The sequence below is a fragment of the Paenibacillus sp. OK076 genome, assembly GCF_900110055.1.
Classification (GTDB): domain Bacteria; phylum Bacillota; class Bacilli; order Paenibacillales; family Paenibacillaceae; genus Paenibacillus.
Genome location: NZ_FOCH01000001.1, coordinates 2,480,758 through 2,501,463, shown reverse-complemented (window position 1 = coordinate 2,501,463; position 20,706 = coordinate 2,480,758). Strand labels below are relative to the sequence as shown.

General features: G+C 45.2%; 17 protein-coding genes and 1 pseudogene. 3 read left to right on the top strand and 15 right to left on the bottom strand.

The window, feature by feature from the left end:
* Positions 1 to 65: 65 nt before the first annotated feature.
* The 11 genes and pseudogenes from BMY78_RS11165 to BMY78_RS11110 all read right to left on the bottom strand — a co-directional run.
* Positions 66 to 1,637 carry a sigma-70 family RNA polymerase sigma factor gene (locus tag BMY78_RS11165; RefSeq protein WP_090898105.1) on the bottom strand — a complete coding sequence of 524 codons (1,572 nt, stop codon included), beginning with the start codon at positions 1,635 to 1,637 and terminating at the stop codon, positions 66 to 68.
* A 239-nt stretch (positions 1,638 to 1,876) separates the two neighbouring features.
* Positions 1,877 to 2,368: a spore coat protein GerQ gene (gerQ, locus tag BMY78_RS11160; protein ID WP_371129161.1), complete on the bottom strand. Its 492-nt coding sequence runs from the start codon at positions 2,366 to 2,368 to the stop codon at positions 1,877 to 1,879.
* 18 nt (positions 2,369 to 2,386) lie between these two features.
* The gene (locus BMY78_RS11155) at positions 2,387 to 2,809 is read right to left on the bottom strand and encodes a cell wall hydrolase (protein WP_090898102.1); all 423 of its coding nucleotides are present in this window, start codon (positions 2,807 to 2,809) and stop codon (positions 2,387 to 2,389) included.
* A gap of 159 nt (positions 2,810 to 2,968) precedes the next feature.
* On the bottom strand, positions 2,969 to 4,654 hold the full coding sequence (locus tag BMY78_RS11150; protein WP_256222059.1) for a hypothetical protein: 1,686 nt from the start codon (positions 4,652 to 4,654) through the stop codon (positions 2,969 to 2,971).
* A 204-nt stretch (positions 4,655 to 4,858) separates the two neighbouring features.
* On the bottom strand, positions 4,859 to 5,608 hold the full coding sequence (locus BMY78_RS11145; RefSeq protein ID WP_090898097.1) for an SDR family NAD(P)-dependent oxidoreductase: 750 nt from the start codon (positions 5,606 to 5,608) through the stop codon (positions 4,859 to 4,861).
* A gap of 184 nt (positions 5,609 to 5,792) precedes the next feature.
* Entirely contained in the window at positions 5,793 to 6,185 is a 393-nt protein-coding gene (locus BMY78_RS11140; protein ID WP_062319566.1) for a DUF2500 domain-containing protein, read from the bottom strand.
* 323 nt (positions 6,186 to 6,508) lie between these two features.
* Positions 6,509 to 7,657, bottom strand: a complete 1,149-nt coding sequence (locus BMY78_RS11135; RefSeq protein WP_143067021.1) for a collagen-like domain-containing protein — start codon at positions 7,655 to 7,657, stop codon at positions 6,509 to 6,511.
* A 461-nt stretch (positions 7,658 to 8,118) separates the two neighbouring features.
* The gene (locus tag BMY78_RS11130; RefSeq protein ID WP_256222058.1) at positions 8,119 to 8,328 is read right to left on the bottom strand and encodes a YolD-like family protein; all 210 of its coding nucleotides are present in this window, start codon (positions 8,326 to 8,328) and stop codon (positions 8,119 to 8,121) included.
* A gap of 496 nt (positions 8,329 to 8,824) precedes the next feature.
* Positions 8,825 to 10,057 carry a sialidase family protein gene (locus BMY78_RS11120; RefSeq protein ID WP_090898053.1) on the bottom strand — a complete coding sequence of 411 codons (1,233 nt, stop codon included), beginning with the start codon at positions 10,055 to 10,057 and terminating at the stop codon, positions 8,825 to 8,827.
* Between the two features lie 23 nt (positions 10,058 to 10,080).
* Positions 10,081 to 10,449 (bottom strand): hypothetical protein, encoded by a 369-nt coding sequence (locus BMY78_RS11115; protein ID WP_090898051.1) that lies wholly within the window; start codon positions 10,447 to 10,449, stop codon positions 10,081 to 10,083.
* Positions 10,450 to 10,847: 398 nt separating this feature from the next.
* A pseudogene (locus BMY78_RS11110) lies at positions 10,848 to 11,047 on the bottom strand (phage holin family protein); the annotation flags it as partial.
* A gap of 220 nt (positions 11,048 to 11,267) precedes the next feature.
* Here BMY78_RS11110 and BMY78_RS11105 point away from each other — a divergent pair.
* Positions 11,268 to 11,714: a hypothetical protein gene (locus BMY78_RS11105; RefSeq protein WP_090898048.1), complete on the top strand. Its 447-nt coding sequence runs from the start codon at positions 11,268 to 11,270 to the stop codon at positions 11,712 to 11,714.
* A gap of 46 nt (positions 11,715 to 11,760) precedes the next feature.
* Positions 11,761 to 12,213, top strand: coding sequence for a hypothetical protein (locus BMY78_RS11100; RefSeq protein WP_090898045.1), 453 nt, complete (start codon positions 11,761 to 11,763; stop codon positions 12,211 to 12,213).
* 454 nt (positions 12,214 to 12,667) lie between these two features.
* Here BMY78_RS11100 and BMY78_RS11095 read toward each other — a convergent pair whose 3' ends face one another.
* Both BMY78_RS11095 and BMY78_RS11090 read right to left on the bottom strand, forming a co-directional pair.
* Complete coding sequence (locus BMY78_RS11095; protein WP_090898042.1) at positions 12,668 to 12,877, bottom strand: hypothetical protein; 210 nt, start codon at positions 12,875 to 12,877, stop codon at positions 12,668 to 12,670.
* 135 nt (positions 12,878 to 13,012) lie between these two features.
* On the bottom strand, positions 13,013 to 14,290 hold the full coding sequence (locus tag BMY78_RS11090) for a VPS10 domain-containing protein (RefSeq protein ID WP_090898039.1): 1,278 nt from the start codon (positions 14,288 to 14,290) through the stop codon (positions 13,013 to 13,015).
* 312 nt (positions 14,291 to 14,602) lie between these two features.
* Between BMY78_RS11090 and BMY78_RS11085 the strand changes: the two genes are divergently transcribed.
* Positions 14,603 to 15,532 (top strand): L-lactate dehydrogenase, encoded by a 930-nt coding sequence (locus BMY78_RS11085; RefSeq protein WP_090898036.1) that lies wholly within the window; start codon positions 14,603 to 14,605, stop codon positions 15,530 to 15,532.
* A gap of 173 nt (positions 15,533 to 15,705) precedes the next feature.
* On the opposite strand, the gene BMY78_RS11080 is transcribed toward BMY78_RS11085, so the two are convergent.
* Both BMY78_RS11080 and BMY78_RS33625 read right to left on the bottom strand, forming a co-directional pair.
* On the bottom strand, positions 15,706 to 16,914 hold the full coding sequence (locus tag BMY78_RS11080; protein ID WP_090898033.1) for a hypothetical protein: 1,209 nt from the start codon (positions 16,912 to 16,914) through the stop codon (positions 15,706 to 15,708).
* A 64-nt stretch (positions 16,915 to 16,978) separates the two neighbouring features.
* Positions 16,979 to 20,554, bottom strand: a complete 3,576-nt coding sequence (locus BMY78_RS33625) for a collagen-like triple helix repeat-containing protein (protein WP_090898031.1) — start codon at positions 20,552 to 20,554, stop codon at positions 16,979 to 16,981.
* Positions 20,555 to 20,706: the final 152 nt, after the last annotated feature.

The following is a 20,706-nucleotide window of genomic DNA, read 5'->3' as shown; positions in this document are numbered from 1 at the left end:
ACTGCTTTTACTGCTTTTACTGCTTCTATTGCTTTTATTCAGTTTCTGATTGCATCCATCATTCTCTATAAAATCACTACGTTCTCATTAACGGTGTCCCAGCGCCACGGCGTGTCTTCCCCTTCGCCTATTTGAAGACCGCCAATCCAGGATCTATCTTGTCTTAATCGTGCCCAATCTGCTTCCCCGCTCAGCACCTGAATACCGAATTCGGTCAAAGACAAGACACCATGGCGGAATTCGTCATGATGCTGCTGGAAGGTAGGAAAAGCTTGTACACCCCTTATTTGAAGTAAAGCATGAGGTTCCTCCGTCATTCTCTTCAGATGAGCCCAGTACTCCAGATCACCCATTCCCAAGATATGCAATTGATCTCCAACATGCTTGAATAATGAATAAGGGCTACCCACGCCCTCTCTTACGGCCTCCAGTGTGGATTGCTCAATTATGCCCAGTCCGTTCGATACAGAAGGCAGACGGGACAGGTGGGCCTTGAATGCAGCATGTGCAAAAGGGAGCACCGATGTATTTTTCAGCAAGTAGTCCTTGTGATCCTGAATGTCAGATGATGCATACGCTGTCCAAAACTCACTGCCAGCCTGAATTTCCTCTGCCCCCATCACGTGCCAGGTACCTGATAAACGTCCGATCTGTGAGGGTGTAAGCTGCCCAAGCCCCCGAAAATGTTCTATTTCCGGATAGGTATCGATGCATAACAGATTCAGCTTGCTATTCTTCAGGTCCTGTCCCTTGAAATAGTGCAGCAAGTACGATAGCATTGCCTGATCATAGAGGTCATACTCAAACCACAGGACGATCTCCTCATATTGATGGAAAGAGCGAAGTGTCTGCTCAAGTTCCTTGATTTTCAGATATTCCGTCTGCGGAATGCCCAAGTGCTGCTCCAAATATTGTGCACGTTCACTTCGATCCTTCTCATTCCTCATATTTCTCGTTATCGGTCCAAATGAATAGAGCTCTCGCCAGACCAAAATTTCACCTTGAATTCCGCTTTGTCTTAATCGTTCTGCCGCATGATCACCATTCATAATGTGAAGCATTCCTTTTCCTCCTTCGTATAAATCACTAAATACTGAAATCACATCCGCCACAGGCAATGCACGTCTGAGCCTGGATCTGGCGTCATACAACCGTTTCTTTAGAGCCGGAACATGAACCCCGAGGAATTCCGACATCTCCTTGAGGGAGTAGCCCTGAAAATAAAACAGTTCAACAGCAAGCTGCATGGAGGTTGGCAAAATGGAAATCGAATCTCGCAGAAGGCGATGCACCTCTCCTTTCAAAGCCTGTTCTTCGGGATTATGAGTCTGATCCTCTTCTTGAATTACATCCTGAATCTCCAGAACCGGGACAGTGCCATGCTGCTTACGCCTCATTAGACGGTAACACTGTCTCTCCACGATAACTTTGAACCACCCGGGAAAAGCATCGGGATTGTCCAGTTTGGACAAATTCGCAAAGGCCTCTGTGAACGCCTCTTGTACCACATCTTCGGCCAGGAACGTATCCCCTAATTTTTGATAGGCGACAGCCAGTGCCATCCCGCGAAATTGCGTCACCAGCTGTTCATAAGCCTCGGCTTGCCCCTGGATTGCTCCCTCGATCCATGTCTTCAATATGTTTTGCTCCTTCCTGTGCGCTTGCTGCTTGATGTATTTATCTTTAAGTGCCTTGATTTGAGAAAAAGGTTACTTCTGTTTAGGTTCATTTTTTATTTGTTTATTTGTTTATTTGTTTATTTCTTTAATGCTCTATACCATCATATAGGAAAAGCTGCCCCGTTTGCGTAATAACATCCGCATTCGAGACAGCCTGTGTATGGCCGTATTATATTATGTTCTCTTTTCCCTGCTAATTAACGTCTGCTTGGTTGTTGCGGATAGTTCCCGATCACACCTGGATATTGATACAACAACGGCTCATCGAATGTGGCGTAGTCGAAATTGACCATCAAAAGCATGATCCGTTTTCCAGTGTTCGGGTCACTGATAATGATATGGTCACGACCAGCTGCTTCCAGAATACCTTGGAAAATGCGGGCATTCCACTCTTTGTTTCCTTCGTAAGTCATGTAGAATGTTCCACATTTACCCAGGTTAAGCCGTAAAATATTTTCGATGTAGGATTGTTCAAACTGTGGCGCAGTTGTGGTTGCAACTCCACCCGTAGGTGTCATTGGAGCACCGCTTGATACGAGCGGAGGTACGCTTGTGGAGCTAGGTGAAACCATGCCTGGAGTTGGCGACATCATCGGCATTCCGTTACCAATTTTATAGGATGTTCCTTGGACTTGCGAATTGGCCTGTTGGCCCATAACCTGTGTTGGTTGATAAGGCTGGTTAATCATCATGATTCCTCCCAAAATTTAATATACGGATGGACAGTCTTCGCCTGTCGGACTGAAGAAACAATGCGCCTTGAAGCGGCCTGTATTTTGCTGGTTATACCAGGTTGGAGGGCATTCCCCCACGGGACGGAAAAACCACAGAGAGTTGCTGGCTGGCCAGAAGCGTTCACCATTAATGACACGCTGTGCCAAGCGTATTTCTGATTGTCTTGCCCGTTGGTAGAAGTACCCTTTTTGCGTAGACTCGAAGCCACCCGGATTCTGAAACACCATTCGATTAATGTCCCGAATATCACCGAAATCCAAGCAATCACCAAGCACCCGGTTTACCCCTACATTGCCTACAAGCAGCATGCCTTGTTCGCCGTCACCTTCAGCCTCCGCTCTCATCAGTCTAGCGAGCAGCTTGACGTCTTCCGAGTTGGCTTTAATAACAGCCATATCCTGTTTCCTCCCTTGTTGAACCTCTTCATCACCGTATATAATATTGTGCAGATGCCCATTCGGTGACACGATTTTATTTTTTTACCATAAAAAAAGCCCGGAACCTCACCTTATGTGAAGTCCCGAGACATAACATTTCCTATATAACCTGCCTATTCAGGGCTTGGCTTGAATCCAGTAATCGTATGCATGTACAATATTGCCTTTGTAGGCTTTATACTCGCTTAACAGATCTGGAAGCAGTGCCAGCTGACGCTCCATCTCCGCTGCTCCCTTATCATAAAATGAAATATGTCTACCTTCAAAATTCTCTTTCATCTCCACCGAGATCAACAGCGGTTTACCCAAACGATCCGCAATTTTCATTTCCTGACTGACCACGTCGGCAATTCCATTGGAGCCTTCGGCAATGTTGCGGAATGCCATCAGAGAGACGTGATCCAGCGTTGTGATCATGTATTCACTGACAGACATGTCTCTTCCCGGTAACGGGAACGTATCCAGCCAAACGGCCAGATCGGCACTCGTTTCCAGATCACTGTCCTTTTTCGTCTCTTCATGGAAATAAGCAATATTGGCAGCCCATTCGGTCAGCAGCGTATCCCGATCATTTTCCCATTCAGGTAAGGTGTATGGCTCAATATCGAGATGGATTCCCTTAAAACGTTCATCCGGTTCCGATTCGGCGTTATAATTTTTCACATAGTCGATCAAGCGTTGTATCCGTGGCCGATTTTCCTTTTTACCCCAGATTGGATGGCCGCCCATAGCGTGAACCTCAATACCTTGAGCCTGTGCACGTTTCACAAAACTACGATAGCTGGAATACGGTTGATCCAAATCAAGCCGGACGTATAACCAATTAATGTTTTGCGCTTTGGCGAACTCCAGAATGTGATCTCCACCGTCATTCGTAACCTGAGAAGCCTGCCAGATATAGGTTCCTCGGATTTCAGGTTGATTGGATGGATTCTCTGGTAATGGTACTTCCCCTGGCTCCAGCTGCCCCCAGTACACGATGTCATGCACAGCTGAACCTGCATAGGAAGCATGATCTGTGAATGCAGATGCCACTTCACTTAAGACACTCTCCAATTGCGCCGCACCTTTGCCAGCAAAAGTCGTGAACTCTTCTCCAGGCATCGGCTTGGTGTTTACGCCAACGGTAATCGAGCCATTTCTGGCGTCAGCCCATATCATTTCTTGTTCTACCAAACGTATAATTCCATTGTTTCCTTGCGCACTGTCACGGTAAGCGAGCAGCGTAATATGATCAAATTGTCCGATAAACCAGTGTGACAACGACTCGTTATCCGCATCGTCAGTCGTTCTGCTACCCGTCACCGTGTAAGAATCCAGCCAAAAAGGCAAGTCGACATTCACTTCAACCGCCCCATCCTTTTTCACTTGTTCCAGCAAGAGCTTCATATTGACAACCCAGGACTGCACCAGCGGTTTGGCATCTTCTTTCCACTGTGGCAATACATAAGGTTTGATATCCAGGTGAAGGGCGTCAAATCGCTCTTCCGGCTTTGCGGCCAGGTTATACTTACTCACCCAGGACGCCAGCTTGAGCATCGGACCTTCACGACCGCTGACTGCCCATGACGGATCTCCACCAAGAGCTTCAATTGCAATTCCAGCCTTGCTGGCTTTGGATATAAATGTATGATAGACCTCCTCTGACAGATTCATATCCACATTCACATATAGTCTGTTAATCTTATGTTTAGCCGCATTCTCCAGCAGCTCATTTCCTCCATCACTGACAGACTTGGCCTGCCATACCCAGGCTGCTCGTATATCTGCGTCAGCTTCAGCAGTAGATTCAAAGCCTGTCATTATAATCCCTCCAATCAGCAGTAGTAGCCAAAACACTTTCCGGGATGAGTTCCCGAACATAATCTCCCTCCATTCCTGTACTGTGGTAAAATCACATTTATTATAGCAACCGAGTTATCAAAATCAAATAAGCCCAAGTGCTTAACTTGGGCTTATTTCTGCTATGTTTTCAAAAGTTTACAATTGACCGGAGAAATCCCGGTACTAGTCCTCATATATCATTTTTCGGGTCATGCCCCCATCAATAATCAGGTTGGTCCCTGTGACAAAGGTATTGCTCGGATCGGACAAATATAAACAAGCACGGGAGATATCCGAAGGAACGCCTACACGTCCTGCCGGGTGCTGTTCATGGTCCTCTGGCTTCAATTTTTCAACATTGCCTGTCTCAATCCATCCCGGACTGATACAATTGACCCGAATTTTGTCCTTACCCAAGGAGACCGCCATCGCATGCGTCAACGCCACGATCGCACCCTTGGATGCAGCATAGGCCTCTGTTTCCGGCTCTGACATGAAGGCACGTGTTGAGGCCATGTTCACAATCGCTCCACCATTTTCGTTGTGCTTCATATGTTTGGCTGCTTCCCGACTTGCGAGAAAGCAACTTCGCACATTGGTATTGAGTATATCGTCCCACTCTTCCAGCGTTAACTCATAGGGAGATTTCCATCTGGAGACACCTGCATTGTTTATGAGCACATCAATCTGCTTGAATTCATCCATTGTCGTTTGAATGAGGTTCGTTATATCCTTCTCTTGACGTACATCACATTGAACAAAAATCGCTTCTCCACCTTCATTGCGAATCGAAGCTGCCGCCGCAGCCCCTTCCGCTTCCTCATAGTCGGCAAGTACGACTTTAGCCCCTGCAACCGCATAGGCCTCAGCTACACTTCGACCGATTCCTTGAGCTGCTCCCGTCACAACCACGACTTGATCTGTAAATGACATCATTAGTTCCTCCTCTATTGGGATGGTCCATTCATCACATAAGTCTACATCAACTCACCGAATATGAACCATAATTTGAATAAAGTCTCTTCTTATATACAAACACGTTAACCCCATTAAGAAACGCTTGTCCATAAAAGAATATTAAAAAAAGCTTACGCCACTATGGCGCAAGCCAGCCGGTTTATCCGCGTACACGCTCTGAATACAAACGATTGTAGCGTTCAAAGCCTACATAACGCGTTCCCTTGAAAGAGAGTCGACCTTCATCTCCCTCCGCGCACAAGCCGTACTCATCACCATTCACCTTGAATTCGAGACGATCCCCGCTCTCCACTTCAAAAGTGATGTAATATAGCGTACGGGCTGTACTTCCTGGTTCGGAGTGCGACTGACTCATCTGCATTCTCCTGCTGGTAATCCGTGAAGGTACAGTAAGCAGAGGCTCTGAGTTATTGCGCCCCCATCTCCATACCTCTTTCCCTACCGACAGAAGAACAATACCTATAATCAGGACAAATACTACCGGAAAGACGGTTCCAAAAAAATCAAACATCCAGGATGATTCAATGCCCATGTCTCTCCCCTCCGTTCATCAAACCTAGGACAGCCGGAGTCTTGACCCGTCTCCTGTAATATATATGCACGTTAACAGGGAACTTGTTATTCCGATTCAAATTGACGGGAGATCTGATTAACCTATACGTCTTTGTTCAAACCAAATGAAGCCAGTTATGTAGCCAGATCATCTCGTTCAGCTTTCCTTAAAGATCCAACGTTGGCTCCAACTGAGATAACAGCCTGATGAAAGACCGGTATCTCAGTCAAGCTAACCGATGTTATCATTCTGAATGGCGATCTAAGCAGATCCCAGACAAGCAATATAGATTTTGATCAAGTTTAAGCTAATTGTGTGATGACAAGATGTGCCGATACCGGTCTTGTTCCGCCTGCAAGAGGAGTAATCGTTAACGCTGTTGAATTACCCGCGGGGTTCCGTACGGTCAGTATTGAGTTAATAACGGTTGTTTGTACTAAGGCTACCCCTACAATCTGAGATGTTCCTGTTGCACGTCCAACGACCGTTGGAGCCAAGTCAGCACCATTGAGGGTTAGTATGAGTTGCCCCGCTTCATTGATACTCACTTGAAATAGTACTTGATAAGTGCCTATCGCTGCCAGATTGAATGAGCTAGGTCCCGTACGAGTAATTGTCGTTCCACTAGTTGGACCATCTTGGGGAAAACTTACATCCGTACCTGGAGCAACCGTTGCGGCATTATCAGGGGGCATCAGCGCAAAGAAATCAGCAAATCCCAGAACTCCTCCGGCTGCACCTGTAGCTCCAGTAACACCCGTTGCTCCTGTGACGCCTGTTGGACCAGCAACACCTGTCGCACCTGTCACCCCAGTGGCACCCGTTGAGCCTGCCACTCCTGCCACTCCCGTGGCACCGGTGGAACCCGTTAGACCCACAACACCAGCTGCGCCTGTCACCCCAGTAGGCCCCGCTGGACCTGCCACTCCTGCAACACCCGTAGCTCCAGTGACACCGGCTGGACCCGCAACACCAGCTGCGCCCGTGGCCCCAGTCGCACCAGGAAAGCCTTGCGGTCCAATAGCGCCAGCTGGGCCGGGCACACCCTGAGGTCCTTGTGGACCCACAAGTCCTTGTTCCCCAGGAATACCCTGCACGCCCATCGGTCCGGCTGGACCAGCCAGTCCCTGTGGACCCATGGCTCCCGCTGGTCCCGGTTGACCTTGAGGTCCTTGTGGACCTGGAGGGCCTCCGGCTGGACCCTGAGCTCCAGGTGGTCCTTGCACCCCTTGCTGGCCCTGAATTCCCTGTACGCCCTGAATTCCCGGAATTCCCTGTGGTCCTGTGGGACCAGTAACCGTAGGCGTAATAATTTTCACTTTAGGCGGCGGACATTTAACCTTAACTAATTTCTTTGCCACCTTCACTTTGCAATTTTTTCTTTTAGATTTGCAAGGATATACCGTTACCTTTTTTCTCCTAGATCGCTTCTTTTCTTCTGAACTGCTCATCGTTTGGACACCTCCCTATAGACATAGTTTAATGTACGTATGTCGTTAGTTTAGTGTATGGACGGAAAACCATTCTCAACTAAACTACAACCTATATTTAGGAAAAAAAGGCTATTTGCTTGGTAGATTAGCCCTTTTTAAGAGGAATAATGCAAAAAAAGACTCTGACAGCGTTAGCCGACAGAGGTATAACATTCCATATTAATAAAGCCAAGCCTGTATAGAGTTGGCTGCGGAAAGGCCTCTACACAATCCAAATTTATAACAATTCATATGAGCTTATCTGAGAAGTAAACAAGCAGTGACACTCAAGCTTATTGTTTATTCAAACACCCAAAAAGAAACGTCCCCGTTTAGAGACGTTTCTTAATGAATTGACGGTAATATTAAGAATATTGGATACTCATCCTATGAGTCTAAGCGTACATCAGATCCATCTTACTGCTCTTTTCTATCTGAATTCAACTGTAGTCTTCATCACCACGTACAAGTTTAACTCGTCTGCTTTGCCTGTCGATTGATTCCACTACTCCCTTTATCTCTTCATCGTCGAACGGATTGAATACAGTCAATTTGATTGACCTGCGTTCCTGATACGATTCGAAGATAGCTTCTTCAATGAGCTGGATCTCCTGTTCGTCCGGTACCGGCTTTCCTCGTCTTTCCTGCACAACTCATTTCCTGAAGAAAGGCCTCACGATGTTCGGGAAGAATAATTCGAGATCCTTCAAAAATACCGTTACCTGTCAATTTACTAGCCATACTACACACGCCCCTTAATACTCAGTCCAGTAATTTATATTCGATGAATTGGTTGGCGACATTGCCTTGGGCAGCTTAGGCTTTTTCCTCTTCTCGCTCCCATCCCTCCAGGATCACAATATTGGCCGTATTAGACTTATCCTCCCAGCGTATGGATACGTCGTTTTGTGATCTTGCCGCTTTGATCCTCATAAATAATCTCAACCAACCCAAGTATTTAACTGGCATGTTCATCCTTTCGATAAGAACATTTGTTTGCATTATATGCGAACTCACGTTCTTTATACAACAAGAAAAAAGCCCCATTAACTTAGAGCTACTACGATGTAAGTTTCGCTCTAAATTATATGTGACAAGGATAATAATATTGTGGGCTAATCCTATTTATACATCATTATTTGCCAACTAAGACCCAAAGTAAACATCGAGCTTCCCAGTAGGAGGAGTTGTTGCCATCCAAACTGCTGCCAGATTGTCCGGAGCATATGTTGTAGCAGTAATATAATCTCCTATCAACACAGTCGGTACTGGAGAATTGCCATTGGGATTAAATGAGGTTGTCGTGAGTCTGCGGTTCGCAAAGGTAGCTCCTCCGTCAAATGATTCAGCAACATAAACGTCTAAAAGAAACCCATTGATTTGATTCGAATAATAAATGACCCTTATTGTTCCCGTGAATGGCGACACAGTAATGGATGGAAAGAAATTTTGTGAACCTGCTGGTGCTCCGGTAATACTAACGGGATCTGACCATAAAAGTCCATCTGGAGATTTACACAAGAAAATATCGGTGTATCCATTCCTTGCATCGTTCCAGGTCGCATAAACAGAACCACTGTTTGGCCCATTGGATATATCAGCACCCAAACTCAAATTTGTCTGCACTCGAAAAGCATAATCGGGAACGGGTAATGGCGAAGGTGCGGGTACCACGGAAGAAATTAATGTAGATTGTCGATTAACCGGCGGTTGGAATGAAGCTCCTCCATCATAAGAGATTCTTAATAAAGCATACGGAGTATCCGGGCCTGTAGTAATATATCCTGCGTATACTTCGCCACTAAATCCAACTGCAATAGCCGCTCTATCATGAAAACCTCTGGGGCTTGAAATTCGGCTTGGAGTTTCCCATGTTACTCCCTGGTTCAAAGATCTTTGCAAAAAAATAGATGAGGCCAACGTAGCAAGAGGGGTGTAGCCAACATAAGCATTCCCTCTGTACGGACTCCCTGGAGAGCGATCTACTGCAATAAAAGGCTCATCATTATGAACAATAAGGCCATATCCCTTGTTCACAAATACTGGAGGTGACCAAGTCACTCCATCATCCAGGGATGTATAGCTAATAATCGTACCATCATTGTCTCCGTTAAATATGTGAACCGTCACAATAAACGTGCTCGGAAAGGTATAATCAATGGTTGGGGCTTCTGCACCAGCATATCCTGCAGGCTGCTGTAAAATAGTAGTCGACCATGTCTGTCCAGTATCGGTAGAGCGATAAAACCCTATAAGTGTAGGGCCTGTACTTGTATCAACAGCAACGGCACACATAATATTAGGAAGTAACTCGTTGGAAGCGATCGAGGGTTCAAATTGATTCCCACCGAGTGCACCTGTAATATTAACAACTGGCAAATCGCTTACCTCCATTTCGTTAATTAAGGGATGTTGGTAAATCTATCAACCCATATCATTTCAGACTGTAACACACGTTGAATAACTCCACCTGTTGAATCTACACCGTATACATGAATAATTGTACTCGTAGCACTAAAGTAGTCACTTTGAACTTCATAAAACGCTGCTGTAATGAGCGGGTAAACAAGTGTCCGGGAGACCTGAGGTCCAATTTGGAATAAATCATGACCGATAGGAACTCTTGCATTTTGAGTTGTATCCCATTTAAATACTTCTAGTTCAATGTTTGCAGGAATATTAAGAGAGTCGTTTATACAAGTTACAATAATCTGGGTGGCCATACTTCCACTTGTTGGCGAGTTATAAATCAATCCCGTAGAGTTTGGCATTGGAATTAACCTCCTCTCATTTGAAAAAATGAGAATTTTATTACAATAATATTGTACGTCAACATTCATTTGAGTGGCTCGGCTTCTGTATAGATACAGTATTTAAATACCCCCTGCTATCCCTGTAGGGGGGCATGCTCACAAGTACAAGTAGGAGGTAGACCCATGAATTAAATATATGTTAAAAAAATTTAAAAGTGCCACAAATTTTTAGATTGGGAATGCAACTACCTTGAAGTACAACAGCACAGGAGACATCACTTACATTTATGTGAAGTAGGGCAGATAAATATTATCAAGCGGTCCAGATCCTCAAACGATTACTGGGCCGCAAAGCTGCAGCTGAGCTGCGGTCAAACAAGCACCGGACGCGTTATGTGATTAAACAATACATGTAGAAAAAAATGGCCATCTCCCAAGATACCGTCCACCAAGTGCCCAACCGCGACCATGGCAAAAATAAAGACCTTCGGGCAATCCCGATAAGGCCAATTTTACTCTTAAGTTTTCCAGTAGCTCCACCTGCAGCAACACCCGTCAAATAATCCAGTATTACAAAGAACAGCAATACTCCACGCACAGCAGACCAACCCCCAAATTATGCCGCTATTGAAGCTGTGCGTTTCATCATAACCAAGTCAATAGTCAGTACATCTTAAATCTAAAAGTATGATTTATATGCTATTTAGCGTCCATCATTTTGTTGATGAAGCATAAATTAGTTTTATAGTTCAATGAAACTTCTTGCCTTTAAGCGGATAACTCTTTCAAACCAGAAACATATGATATTTCAAAATAATAGATTGGAGGAAAACATTATGGTTCGTACGCTTGACGCCCGGACTTCGCTTGGGTCTAACGGCGTTGCTCCGTTTAATGTCCCGCTCGTTCCAAATACTCCTACTTTGGTGGGTATCGTTGGTCTGAACATTGTTAATCCAGGATTAGTTATTCGCACTCAATTTAACGGAACCTATCGGATTTCGGTAGCAGATTTGTCCTCACAACCTTCTTCCATTCGATTTGAAATATTCAGAGGCTCGACTCATACAGGTACCCCGATTTATGTCGTTTCCCAACCTATATTTCCTTCTGAGGGAAGCATACTGGCAAGCTTCGATGGTTCTGATTTCAATGTGCCTCCTCCTCCTACCGGGCAGCTTATCTATTCTTGTTTTGTGACATTTGTTCCGGCATCTCCATCAGAGCAAGCCAGCCGCGTTGGCCCAGAATGCTTCAATGCGGTTGTATACAGCGACGATTAACTCAATGCTAAAAGGACTCTATGAAAATAAGGAAGGAGGAAATTTCATGGTTAAAACGTTAGATGCACGGACTTCCCAAGGCTCCAACGGACAGAACATTGTAACCCCCAGCTTTACGAATGGAGTCCCACAATTATTCGCTCAGGTTGGACTACAGGTAAATAATCCAGGGATGGTTATCCGGACGTTTTTTTCGGGTATTGTTGAAGTTACTGCCGATCAACTGCCTGTTAACGGAAATCTTGTCATAGAAGTTTACCGAGGATTGGGTAGTTCTCAGCAGCTTGTTTATCGTGCGGGTACAATCGTTCTGGACAACCCATTTTTCAGTCCTTGCGTGTTAAGCTTTTCCGGTTCAGATTATAATGTGACACCACCCGTGAATGGGCAGCTTGTCTATTCTGTGTACGCTATATTCACTTATAATCCAATTTACAATGTTAGCAACCTGCGCCTAGGACCTGAAAGTTTCAATGCTACAGTTTATTCCAACGATTAATATAAATTTCAATAATAGTTAGGAGTTAATTTCGCGATCATTTTCTCACTTTGTATTTATTAGTTCTAAAAAGGAGAGCTGAACTCATTATCTCTCCTTTATACTGTAATTCATTTTCTAACAAACAGATTCCTTACTAAACTCAATGTCTTTCAATAATTCTAACGCCAATGCGGTTGCTAAGATTTTAATTGCCCCAAGCTTAATTCTTCTCAATTGATTTTGCAACGAGTGGGTCATCGAGATGAAAAAAATAACTCTGGGATTATATACTCATGTCACTCAGAAAATGCAAAATAATGCGGACCAAAAATTAAAAAAACATTTTGCTGAAGTGTTAAAAATGAGTGTGCTGCAGGAAATGTGATTTTTTTTAGTGATTTTTTAAAATAAGAAAGCCCCCTGTTGGGGGCAAAACGTTGATATATCAGCTTTTTTTGATCAGTTTTGATAACTAAGCGTACATCAGATCCATGAACCCTCGGGTTACTTCCCCACCATCCGTCTGCTCCGGTTCATCTGCCTGTGCGTATTTCGCCATGCAGGCTTTAACTTCTTCCTCGGTGGTACAACGGTTGGCATCATCACATGTGTAGCATAATTGGAGCATGTATCTGGTTAACTCGTCCGCTTGCGTGAATTGAGCTTGTTCATTCGTTCTCATGTTCATCACTCCCATCTCTTCTTGAATTCAATATAACATCATTTGAAGGGATTTATTGTGATTTAATTCACAAGGTAAGTGAAATGAAAAGAAACCCGCAGGTTCCTCTTCTAAAGACGTTCTATTCTAGAGCAATTATAGTACTTTCCAGCGCACACCGCCGTCTACGGTTTGCAGCAACAGCGATCTTTTGGCATCCGTATTTTCGACCAAAATCCAGCCTAGTTTCGAAGAAACCATTTGGAGCTTGACGATCTCCGGGTATTCTTTGAGAATGTTTTCCAATACTTGACTTGCAGGAAGTGCCTTCCATGTCTTGCCAGCATCTTTCGTATAATAAGTCTTTTCATTCTGCATGACCCAGCCTTCCGAAGAATTCAGAAATGTAGGAGTCAGACCACGATTGATTCCGGTTTGTTTATTCAAACTGAACGTTGATAACTGCCAGCTCTCTCCACCATTGGTTGTGAAAAAACCGTTGAATTTGGTGCTTTCCCCTTGAGAACAGGATATCGACATCCAAGCTGTTTGAGCTTCCCGTCCAAAAAACTGTGGAGAGCTGATATTAAAATTACCACATCCGTTAAATTTGTTTCGGTCAAAGAACGACGGTCCCGCCTTCCAATGCTGGCCACCGTCCGCTGTAACGTACAATTTTGGCGTACCGAACTCTAGAGCGGTCAAGAACCCGTGATCCGCGTCCGAGAAAGTCAACCCAGTCGTATACCCCCGTGTAGGGATCTCCGCAGATGCTGGTTTGCCGTCCTCGTCACTGGATGTCATCTGATTCCAGGTAATACCGCCATCTTCTGTAAGATAGAGTTTCTTGTCTTGCTTGCCTATGGAAGTATCCACTGTAGTCAATATCCAGCCTTTTTCAGGAGAAACAAATGTAATGGCCGTCACCTTATCCGTCTTCGACAAAGAGGACAGGCTCCAGCTCGCTCCTCCGTTGTTCGTGCGCAGCACCATTGTATCTGTTCCGCCCATTCCTTCACGAACAATCCATCCATGTGTACGATCTACAAAATAAATGCTTTGTCCATATTGCGGATTAGCAGGAAACTGTACATTTTCCGAAGGTGAGATGTTAGTCCAGGTACTTCCCTGATCCTGAGTATAATACAGACGCAGGGCGTTCCGCGTCACTCCCCATGCTAATCCACCGTTACCATTAAGCAACTGGAAATCGGTTAAACGGGTCTGAATTTGATATTTGGCTGTATCCGCAGCTTGTGTACTGTTTGCGGGGGGAACAACAGTTAAGGTCTGGCCCATATTCCCGTTATCTTCTTGCTCCTGCGGAGGCTCTGCCACCGGGGTCTCTACCGAATCGGTGCAAGCCGCGAGCAGTGCAGCTATGCCGATAAACAGCAGTGCTGTCTGCGCGATTTTGATCCATTGCGAACGCAAGTGGTTTCCACCTCTCTCATCCAATAAGCAGGCGCGCATGCCTGTCCATTCATGTTGTTTTTACGATTCATCTGAATCCACTTCTCCTATTCTACCACAAACGATGTCGAAAAGGTTCATCTCCACTCCCTGGAAGCAGACAGCGATCTTTTTGCTGCATCTGTTTTTTCTATAAAACATAAACCAGGTTTTCGACGAAATTTTCCGTAAAAAGACATGAAATGTGAAAAAGTTTATAGACACGACTCGCTTTTCGCACGCTTTTCCCTTAATATGAATGGAAGTATACCCCAAAAAGGAGAGGATATGAAAATGGTAAACAGTGCAGCGCTCAAACCAAGTCGTGTCGTTATTGTAGGCATGGGTGCGGTGGGAACAACAACAGGATACACGCTGATGTTAAGACAGCGTTCGTCCGAGTTGGTATTTGTGGATGTGAATCATGATAAGGCTACTGGCGAAATGCTGGATATGAACCACGGTCTCCCTTTTACCGGAGGCGTTAAAGTCTGGGCAGGCGATTACTCCGACTGCAAAGACGCAGACATCATTATTATTACAGCGGGTGCTTCCCAGAAACCAGGAGAAACTCGCATTGATCTGCTGAAGAAAAATGCAAGCATTTTCAAAGAGATCATTGAACGTATTACTGAAGTTAATTCCCATGGTATTCTTTTGATTGCAACGAATCCTGTAGATATTTTGTCCTATACCTCATGGAAACAAAGCGGATGGCCTGCTTCTCGCGTAATTGGTTCCGGTACGTTACTGGACAGTGCACGTTTCCGTTACCTGATTGGTAAAAACAAAGGAATTGATCCACGCAGCATTCACGCTCATATTATCGGGGAGCATGGCGATTCTGAAGTACCCGTATGGAGTCTCGCCAACGTTGCAGGAACGAATCTGGAGCTGGATGAAGAAACACAACAAGATATCTTCGACCGGACCAAAAATGCGGCTTATGAGATTATTAATGCCAAAGGAGCCACTTCCTATGCAATTGCGCTTGCTTTGGACCGAATTGTAGCTGCCATTCTGGGCAACGAAGGCTCCGTACTGAACGTATCCACATTGCTGGAAGATTATAATGGCGTATCAGATGTATATCTGGGTGTTCCATGTGTGGTTGATCGCAACGGCGTGCGTGAGATTCTGCCACTGCCTTTGAATGAGACGGAGAAAGTCGCTTTCCAGGCCTCTGCTAACAAATTAAAAGAACAAATCGCTGGATTGGAATAGTATACTTAAAAACCAGTAAGCACCTGAATTCCCTTAATAACGGATATTCAGGTGCTTACTATTCATATAATCCACAAATAAGTTTACATAATATATCTTTTGTTAATCTTTAATTTATATATTTTTGTTCCCTCCTAATTATCAAGATGCTACCACACTGTAGCTGATAATATTTACCAACTCTCAGTTACTCTAAATACCACATCAACTGTGTTCGAACCTGCACCACCAATATTCGATACGGCTAAAGTTACAACCTGATTTTCCGGAAGAGTGAAATTCAAAAGTTCTGAAGAGGCCAATATTCTGGTATTCCCTGCTCCCCCTCCTGTAATGCCTTGAAACACCACTTCTCCTCCTGTAATTGTTGTAGAGATATTGTTGACCAGCAGTGCGGTTTCGCTATCAGGAATAATGGTTGTAGCCGTGGGATAATTAACAAAAGATCCATTTAGCGTCCCCCCCACAAGAACTTGGTAACTTAGATCAACGGATGAAATAATATTGATTTCTTCCAAATTCACCTGTACCGAATTCGTTCTAGCTGAACCTGCTGGAAACACAGCTTTTCTAGTAAATGAAATGACAGGCGTTATTGTTGATGTCACATTGGTAATTCTTCTTCGTTCGGAAGTGACTCTATAGGTTGGATCATATTTTCCAATAATACTATATTGTCTTCCTCCAACAAATATACTATAAGCAGCACCGGTTCCATTATTAGCGATTTGTGCTCTTAATGGAAGATTCGGGTCCACAAAACTTGTTTGACCTGTTGGGGAGAATCGATGAACGGTTATTACCTCTTGCGCTAAAGTTACGGGGTCAGGTATGACAACTCTAAATTCGATCACTCCGTAACCATACCATGTGAACATGATTTGAAATATATTGCCTTTAGACAAATTTAATGTCGCTCCGCTTGGTCCTGTCCCGTTTAATGGATCTACGTTCCATAAACTTTGAGGAACTGTTGTATCAACTCCAGCTCTACGTACGGATACGAAAACATTTGTACTATTCACTCCAAAAAAGGCTCCGTTTTGAGTATCAAATAATCCCCATTGTCCAACTTGGCTACCCGTAGGTAGTGAAGGGATACGAACGCCTATTCCTGCCTCCCCTGCATAACCTGGTTCATATCTCCCCCGCAATACACTTTCTAAAATGGCTGAGTCTATTCCACTGGCAGTGTTGCTTAAATTATATTCAGTCGCATCATTTGTAACCGTGCCAGCCCCAGTAGTCGTTACTACATCTCTTAGAATCGATAGGCCATATACAGAAGTTAACTCTACGATCGGAGTTTTTTGTGTTACGCGCAGCTCATCGAATTGGGAACTGACATTTGGTCCAATATTGGAGATGATAATGTCTGACAATGTTTTTCCTCCTTTGCAGAAAGAGGGAGAAGAAGTGAATATTCTTCTCCCAGCTTTTTATTGACTACCATTCTTCAGTGACACTAAAGGTTGCTGTGACAGAATTCGTACCGCCACTTAAGTTGGCTACAGCCAGTGTGATAAATTCAGTGTCTGGTAATTGAAAATTCAATAATGAAGCAGAAGCTAAAATTCTGGCACTTCCTTCAACGCCAGCTGCTAGGCCTTGCAATAGTACTTGACCTCCAGTAATGGTCGTTAGCGTACTATTTACTAACAGACCTGTCTCCGAGTTTGGAATATTCGTCGTTGCCGTTGGAAAAGCTGCAAAGGCTCCATCAATTGTTCCACCTAATATGATCTGGTAGTAAATATCATCTGATGTTACAAGGTCGATCCCTTCAAGTTTTACACTGACTGAATTCGTTCTGCCCGAACCTGCTGGGAAGGTTGTTTTTCTTTGGAAGGCTAATATCGGTGTAAGGGTTCCTGTTGCAGTTACGGTTCTTCTTTCAGAAGTAATTCTGAATACGGGACTATATCTACCCACAATACTATATTGTCTTCCTCCAACAAATAAATTAAGTGCAGAGGCCGTTCCACTATTCGAAATTTCTGCACGGAGAGGAAGATTAGGGTCGGCCAGACTCGTTTGCCCGGTTGGTGAAAATCGCTGAACGGTAATTACTTCTTGCGCTAAAGTCGTAGGATCAGGAATAACGACTCTAAACTCAATGACACCATACCCGTACCAAGTATATAGAATTTGAAATATATTTCCCTTAGCCAGACTAAGCGTCGCTCCACTAGGACCTGTTCCATTTAATTTATCAACATTCCAGGATGCTTGAGGGATAATGGTGTCAGAACCTGCTCTTCTAACTGCTACAAATATTCCATTTGCAACACTCTGACCAAAAAACAAGCCATTTTGGTCATCAAAAAATCCCCATCTTACCACTTGTGTCCCAGTAGGCGCAACAGGTAACCGGACACCTATCCCTGCTTCTCCAGCATACCCTGACTCGTATCTTCCTCTCTCTGAGCTTTGTAGAATGGCAGTATCTGCTCCAGATGCTGTTGTGCTTAATTGAAACTCAGTGTTATTACTTCCAACCGTTGCAGCTCCCAGTGTGGTTACGATGTCTCTTAGGTTAGATAGACCATACACCGAAGTCAATTCAATGATCGGCGTTTTTTCACTTGTTCTTAATTCGCTAAACTGAGAGCTAACATTTGGGCCTACCCCCACTATAGCTACAGTAGGATCAACTGTGCCTGTTGAACCAGTAACCCCAGTAACTCCAGTAGCTCCAGTAATCCCAGTAGCACCAGTAATTCCAGTAGCTCCAGTAGCTCCGGTTACCCCGGTAGCTCCGGTTACCCCGGTAACTCCAGTAACTCCAGTAACTCCAGTAACCCCAGTAACTCCAGTAACTCCGGTAACCCCAGTAGCTCCCGTTACCCCGGTAGCCCCAGTAACCCCCGTTACTCCACTAACTCCACTAACTCCAGTAACCCCGGTAGCCCCAGTAGCTCCAGTAACTCCAGTAGCACCAGTTACTCCAGTAGCTCCCGTTACTCCGCTAACTCCAGTGACTCCGGTAACCCCAGTAGCTCCCGTTACCCCGGTATCTCCGGTTACCCCGGTAGCTCCAGTATCTCCAGTAACCCCAGTAGCACCAGTAACTCCAGTAGCACCAGTATCTCCAGTAGAACCAGTAACCCCAGTAGCTCCAGTAACTCCAGTAACCCCAGTAGCTCCAGTAGTACCAGTAACTCCATTATCTCCAGTAACTCCGGTGACTCCAGTGATCCCGGTAGCTCCAGTTACTCCGGTGACTCCGGTGACTCCAGTGACCCCGGTAGCTCCAGTAACCCCAGTATCTCCGGTAACTCCGGTAACTCCAGTAACTCCAGTAACTCCAGTAACTCCGGTAACCCCAGTAACCCCAGTAGCACCAGTATCTCCAGTAACCCCAGTATCTCCAGTAGTACCAGTAACTCCATTATCTCCAGTAACTCCGGTGACTCCAGTGATCCCGGTAGCTCCAGTTACTCCGGTGACTCCGGTGACTCCAGTGACCCCGGTAGCTCCAGTAACCCCAGTATCTCCGGTAACTCCGGTAACTCCAGTAACTCCAGTAACCCCAGTAACCCCAGTAGCTCCAGTAACCCCAGTAACTCCAGTAACTCCAGTAACCCCAGTAACCCCAGTAGCTCCCGTTACTCCGCTAACTCCAGTGACTCCAGTGACCCCGGTAGTTCCGGTTACACCAGTATCTCCGGTAGCACCAGTAACTCCAGTAACTCCGGTTACCCCAGTATCTCCAGTAGCACCAGTATCTCCAGTAACCCCAGTAACTCCGGTAACCCCAGTAACTCCAGTAACTCCAGTAACTCCGGTAACCCCAGTAACCCCAGTAGCTCCCGTTACTCCGCTAACTCCAGTGACTCCAGTGACCCCGGTAGTTCCGGTTACACCAGTATCTCCGGTAGCACCAGTAACTCCAGTAACTCCGGTTACCCCAGTATCTCCAGTAGCACCAGTATCTCCAGTAACCCCAGTAACTCCGGTAACCCCAGTAACTCCAGTAACTCCAGTAACTCCGGTAACCCCAGTAACTCCGGTAACCCCAGTAACTCCGGTAACCCCAGTAACTCCAGTAACTCCAGTAACTCCAGTAACTCCAGTAACTCCGGTAACCCCAGTAACCCCAGTAGCACCAGTATCTCCAGTAACCCCAGTAGCTCCAGTATCTCCAGTAGCACCAGTAGCTCCAGTAACACCAGTAGCTCCCGTTACTCCAGTAACTCCAGTAGCTCCAGTAACACCAGTAGCTCCGGTAACCCCAGTAACTCCGGTAACCCCAGTAACTCCAGTAACTCCAGTAACTCCAGTAACTCCGGTAACCCCAGTAACCCCAGTAGCACCAGTATCTCCAGTAACCCCAGTAGCTCCAGTATCTCCAGTAGCACCAGTATCTCCAGTAACACCAGTAGCTCCCGTTACTCCAGTAACTCCAGTAGCTCCAGTAACACCAGTAGCTCCAGTAACCCCAGTAACCCCAGTAACCCCAGTAGCTCCAGTAACCCCAGTAACTCCAGTAACCCCAGTAACCCCAGTAGCTCCCGTTACTCCGCTAACTCCAGTGACTCCAGTGACCCCGGTAGTTCCGGTTACACCAGTATCTCCGGTAGCACCAGTAACTCCAGTAACTCCGGTTACCCCAGTATCTCCAGTAGCACCAGTAACTCCAGTAACCCCCGTTACTCCCGTTGTGCCATTTGCTCCTAACAATTCTGAGGATACGATACGGTGAGGCGTTACAAGCTGTCCTGCAGAATTTTTTCCCCATACTGATATTTCTATTTGCTGTTCTGCGACACCACTTGTTGTAAAGACAAATTCAAATACATCTAGATTCGCAAAATAGTTCTTCGTAATTGCTTGATTTGGATTTATACTAATTAGTTCAAGTGCGTACAGAGTTCTGGTCCCATTCAAATAAAATCCTTGAATCAAAATACTCGCATTATTGACCAGATCCCTATTATCGATCTTAATCGTCAACTGTTGCGTTGGCCTTACGCCACTAACCGGATTATTCTCAATAGGTCCAGTTGATAAAGTAGCCATATTATACCCCTCCCCTCTTAACCATTTCACTCACTCAAATACCTCAACTTATTTCATAAGGTATTCAAATTTTTGCTAAGAGTGAGACCATCGCATAATTCAGCATTTGAGAAGTAAAAAAGCCTGTCACTTGGACAGGCTTCTTGAACTGA

What these genes read in the sequence shown, in the direction of transcription:
- gerQ (WP_371129161.1), bottom strand. Translation starts at nt 2,368, where the DNA reads ATGATTAACCAGCCTTATCAACCAACACAGGTTATGGGCCAACAGGCC.
- BMY78_RS11155 (WP_090898102.1), bottom strand. Translation starts at nt 2,809, where the DNA reads ATGGCTGTTATTAAAGCCAACTCGGAAGACGTCAAGCTGCTCGCTAGA.
- BMY78_RS11150 (WP_256222059.1), bottom strand. Translation starts at nt 4,654, where the DNA reads ATGACAGGCTTTGAATCTACTGCTGAAGCTGACGCAGATATACGAGCA.
- BMY78_RS11145 (WP_090898097.1), bottom strand. Translation starts at nt 5,608, where the DNA reads ATGTCATTTACAGATCAAGTCGTGGTTGTGACGGGAGCAGCTCAAGGA.
- BMY78_RS11140 (WP_062319566.1), bottom strand. Translation starts at nt 6,185, where the DNA reads ATGGGCATTGAATCATCCTGGATGTTTGATTTTTTTGGAACCGTCTTT.
- BMY78_RS11135 (WP_143067021.1), bottom strand. Translation starts at nt 7,657, where the DNA reads ATGAGCAGTTCAGAAGAAAAGAAGCGATCTAGGAGAAAAAAGGTAACG.
- BMY78_RS11115 (WP_090898051.1), bottom strand. Translation starts at nt 10,449, where the DNA reads ATGCCAAACTCTACGGGATTGATTTATAACTCGCCAACAAGTGGAAGT.
- BMY78_RS11105 (WP_090898048.1), top strand. Translation starts at nt 11,268, where the DNA reads ATGGTTCGTACGCTTGACGCCCGGACTTCGCTTGGGTCTAACGGCGTT.
- BMY78_RS11100 (WP_090898045.1), top strand. Translation starts at nt 11,761, where the DNA reads ATGGTTAAAACGTTAGATGCACGGACTTCCCAAGGCTCCAACGGACAG.
- BMY78_RS11095 (WP_090898042.1), bottom strand. Translation starts at nt 12,877, where the DNA reads ATGAGAACGAATGAACAAGCTCAATTCACGCAAGCGGACGAGTTAACC.
- BMY78_RS11085 (WP_090898036.1), top strand. Translation starts at nt 14,603, where the DNA reads ATGGTAAACAGTGCAGCGCTCAAACCAAGTCGTGTCGTTATTGTAGGC.
- BMY78_RS33625 (WP_090898031.1), bottom strand. Translation starts at nt 20,554, where the DNA reads ATGGCTACTTTATCAACTGGACCTATTGAGAATAATCCGGTTAGTGGC.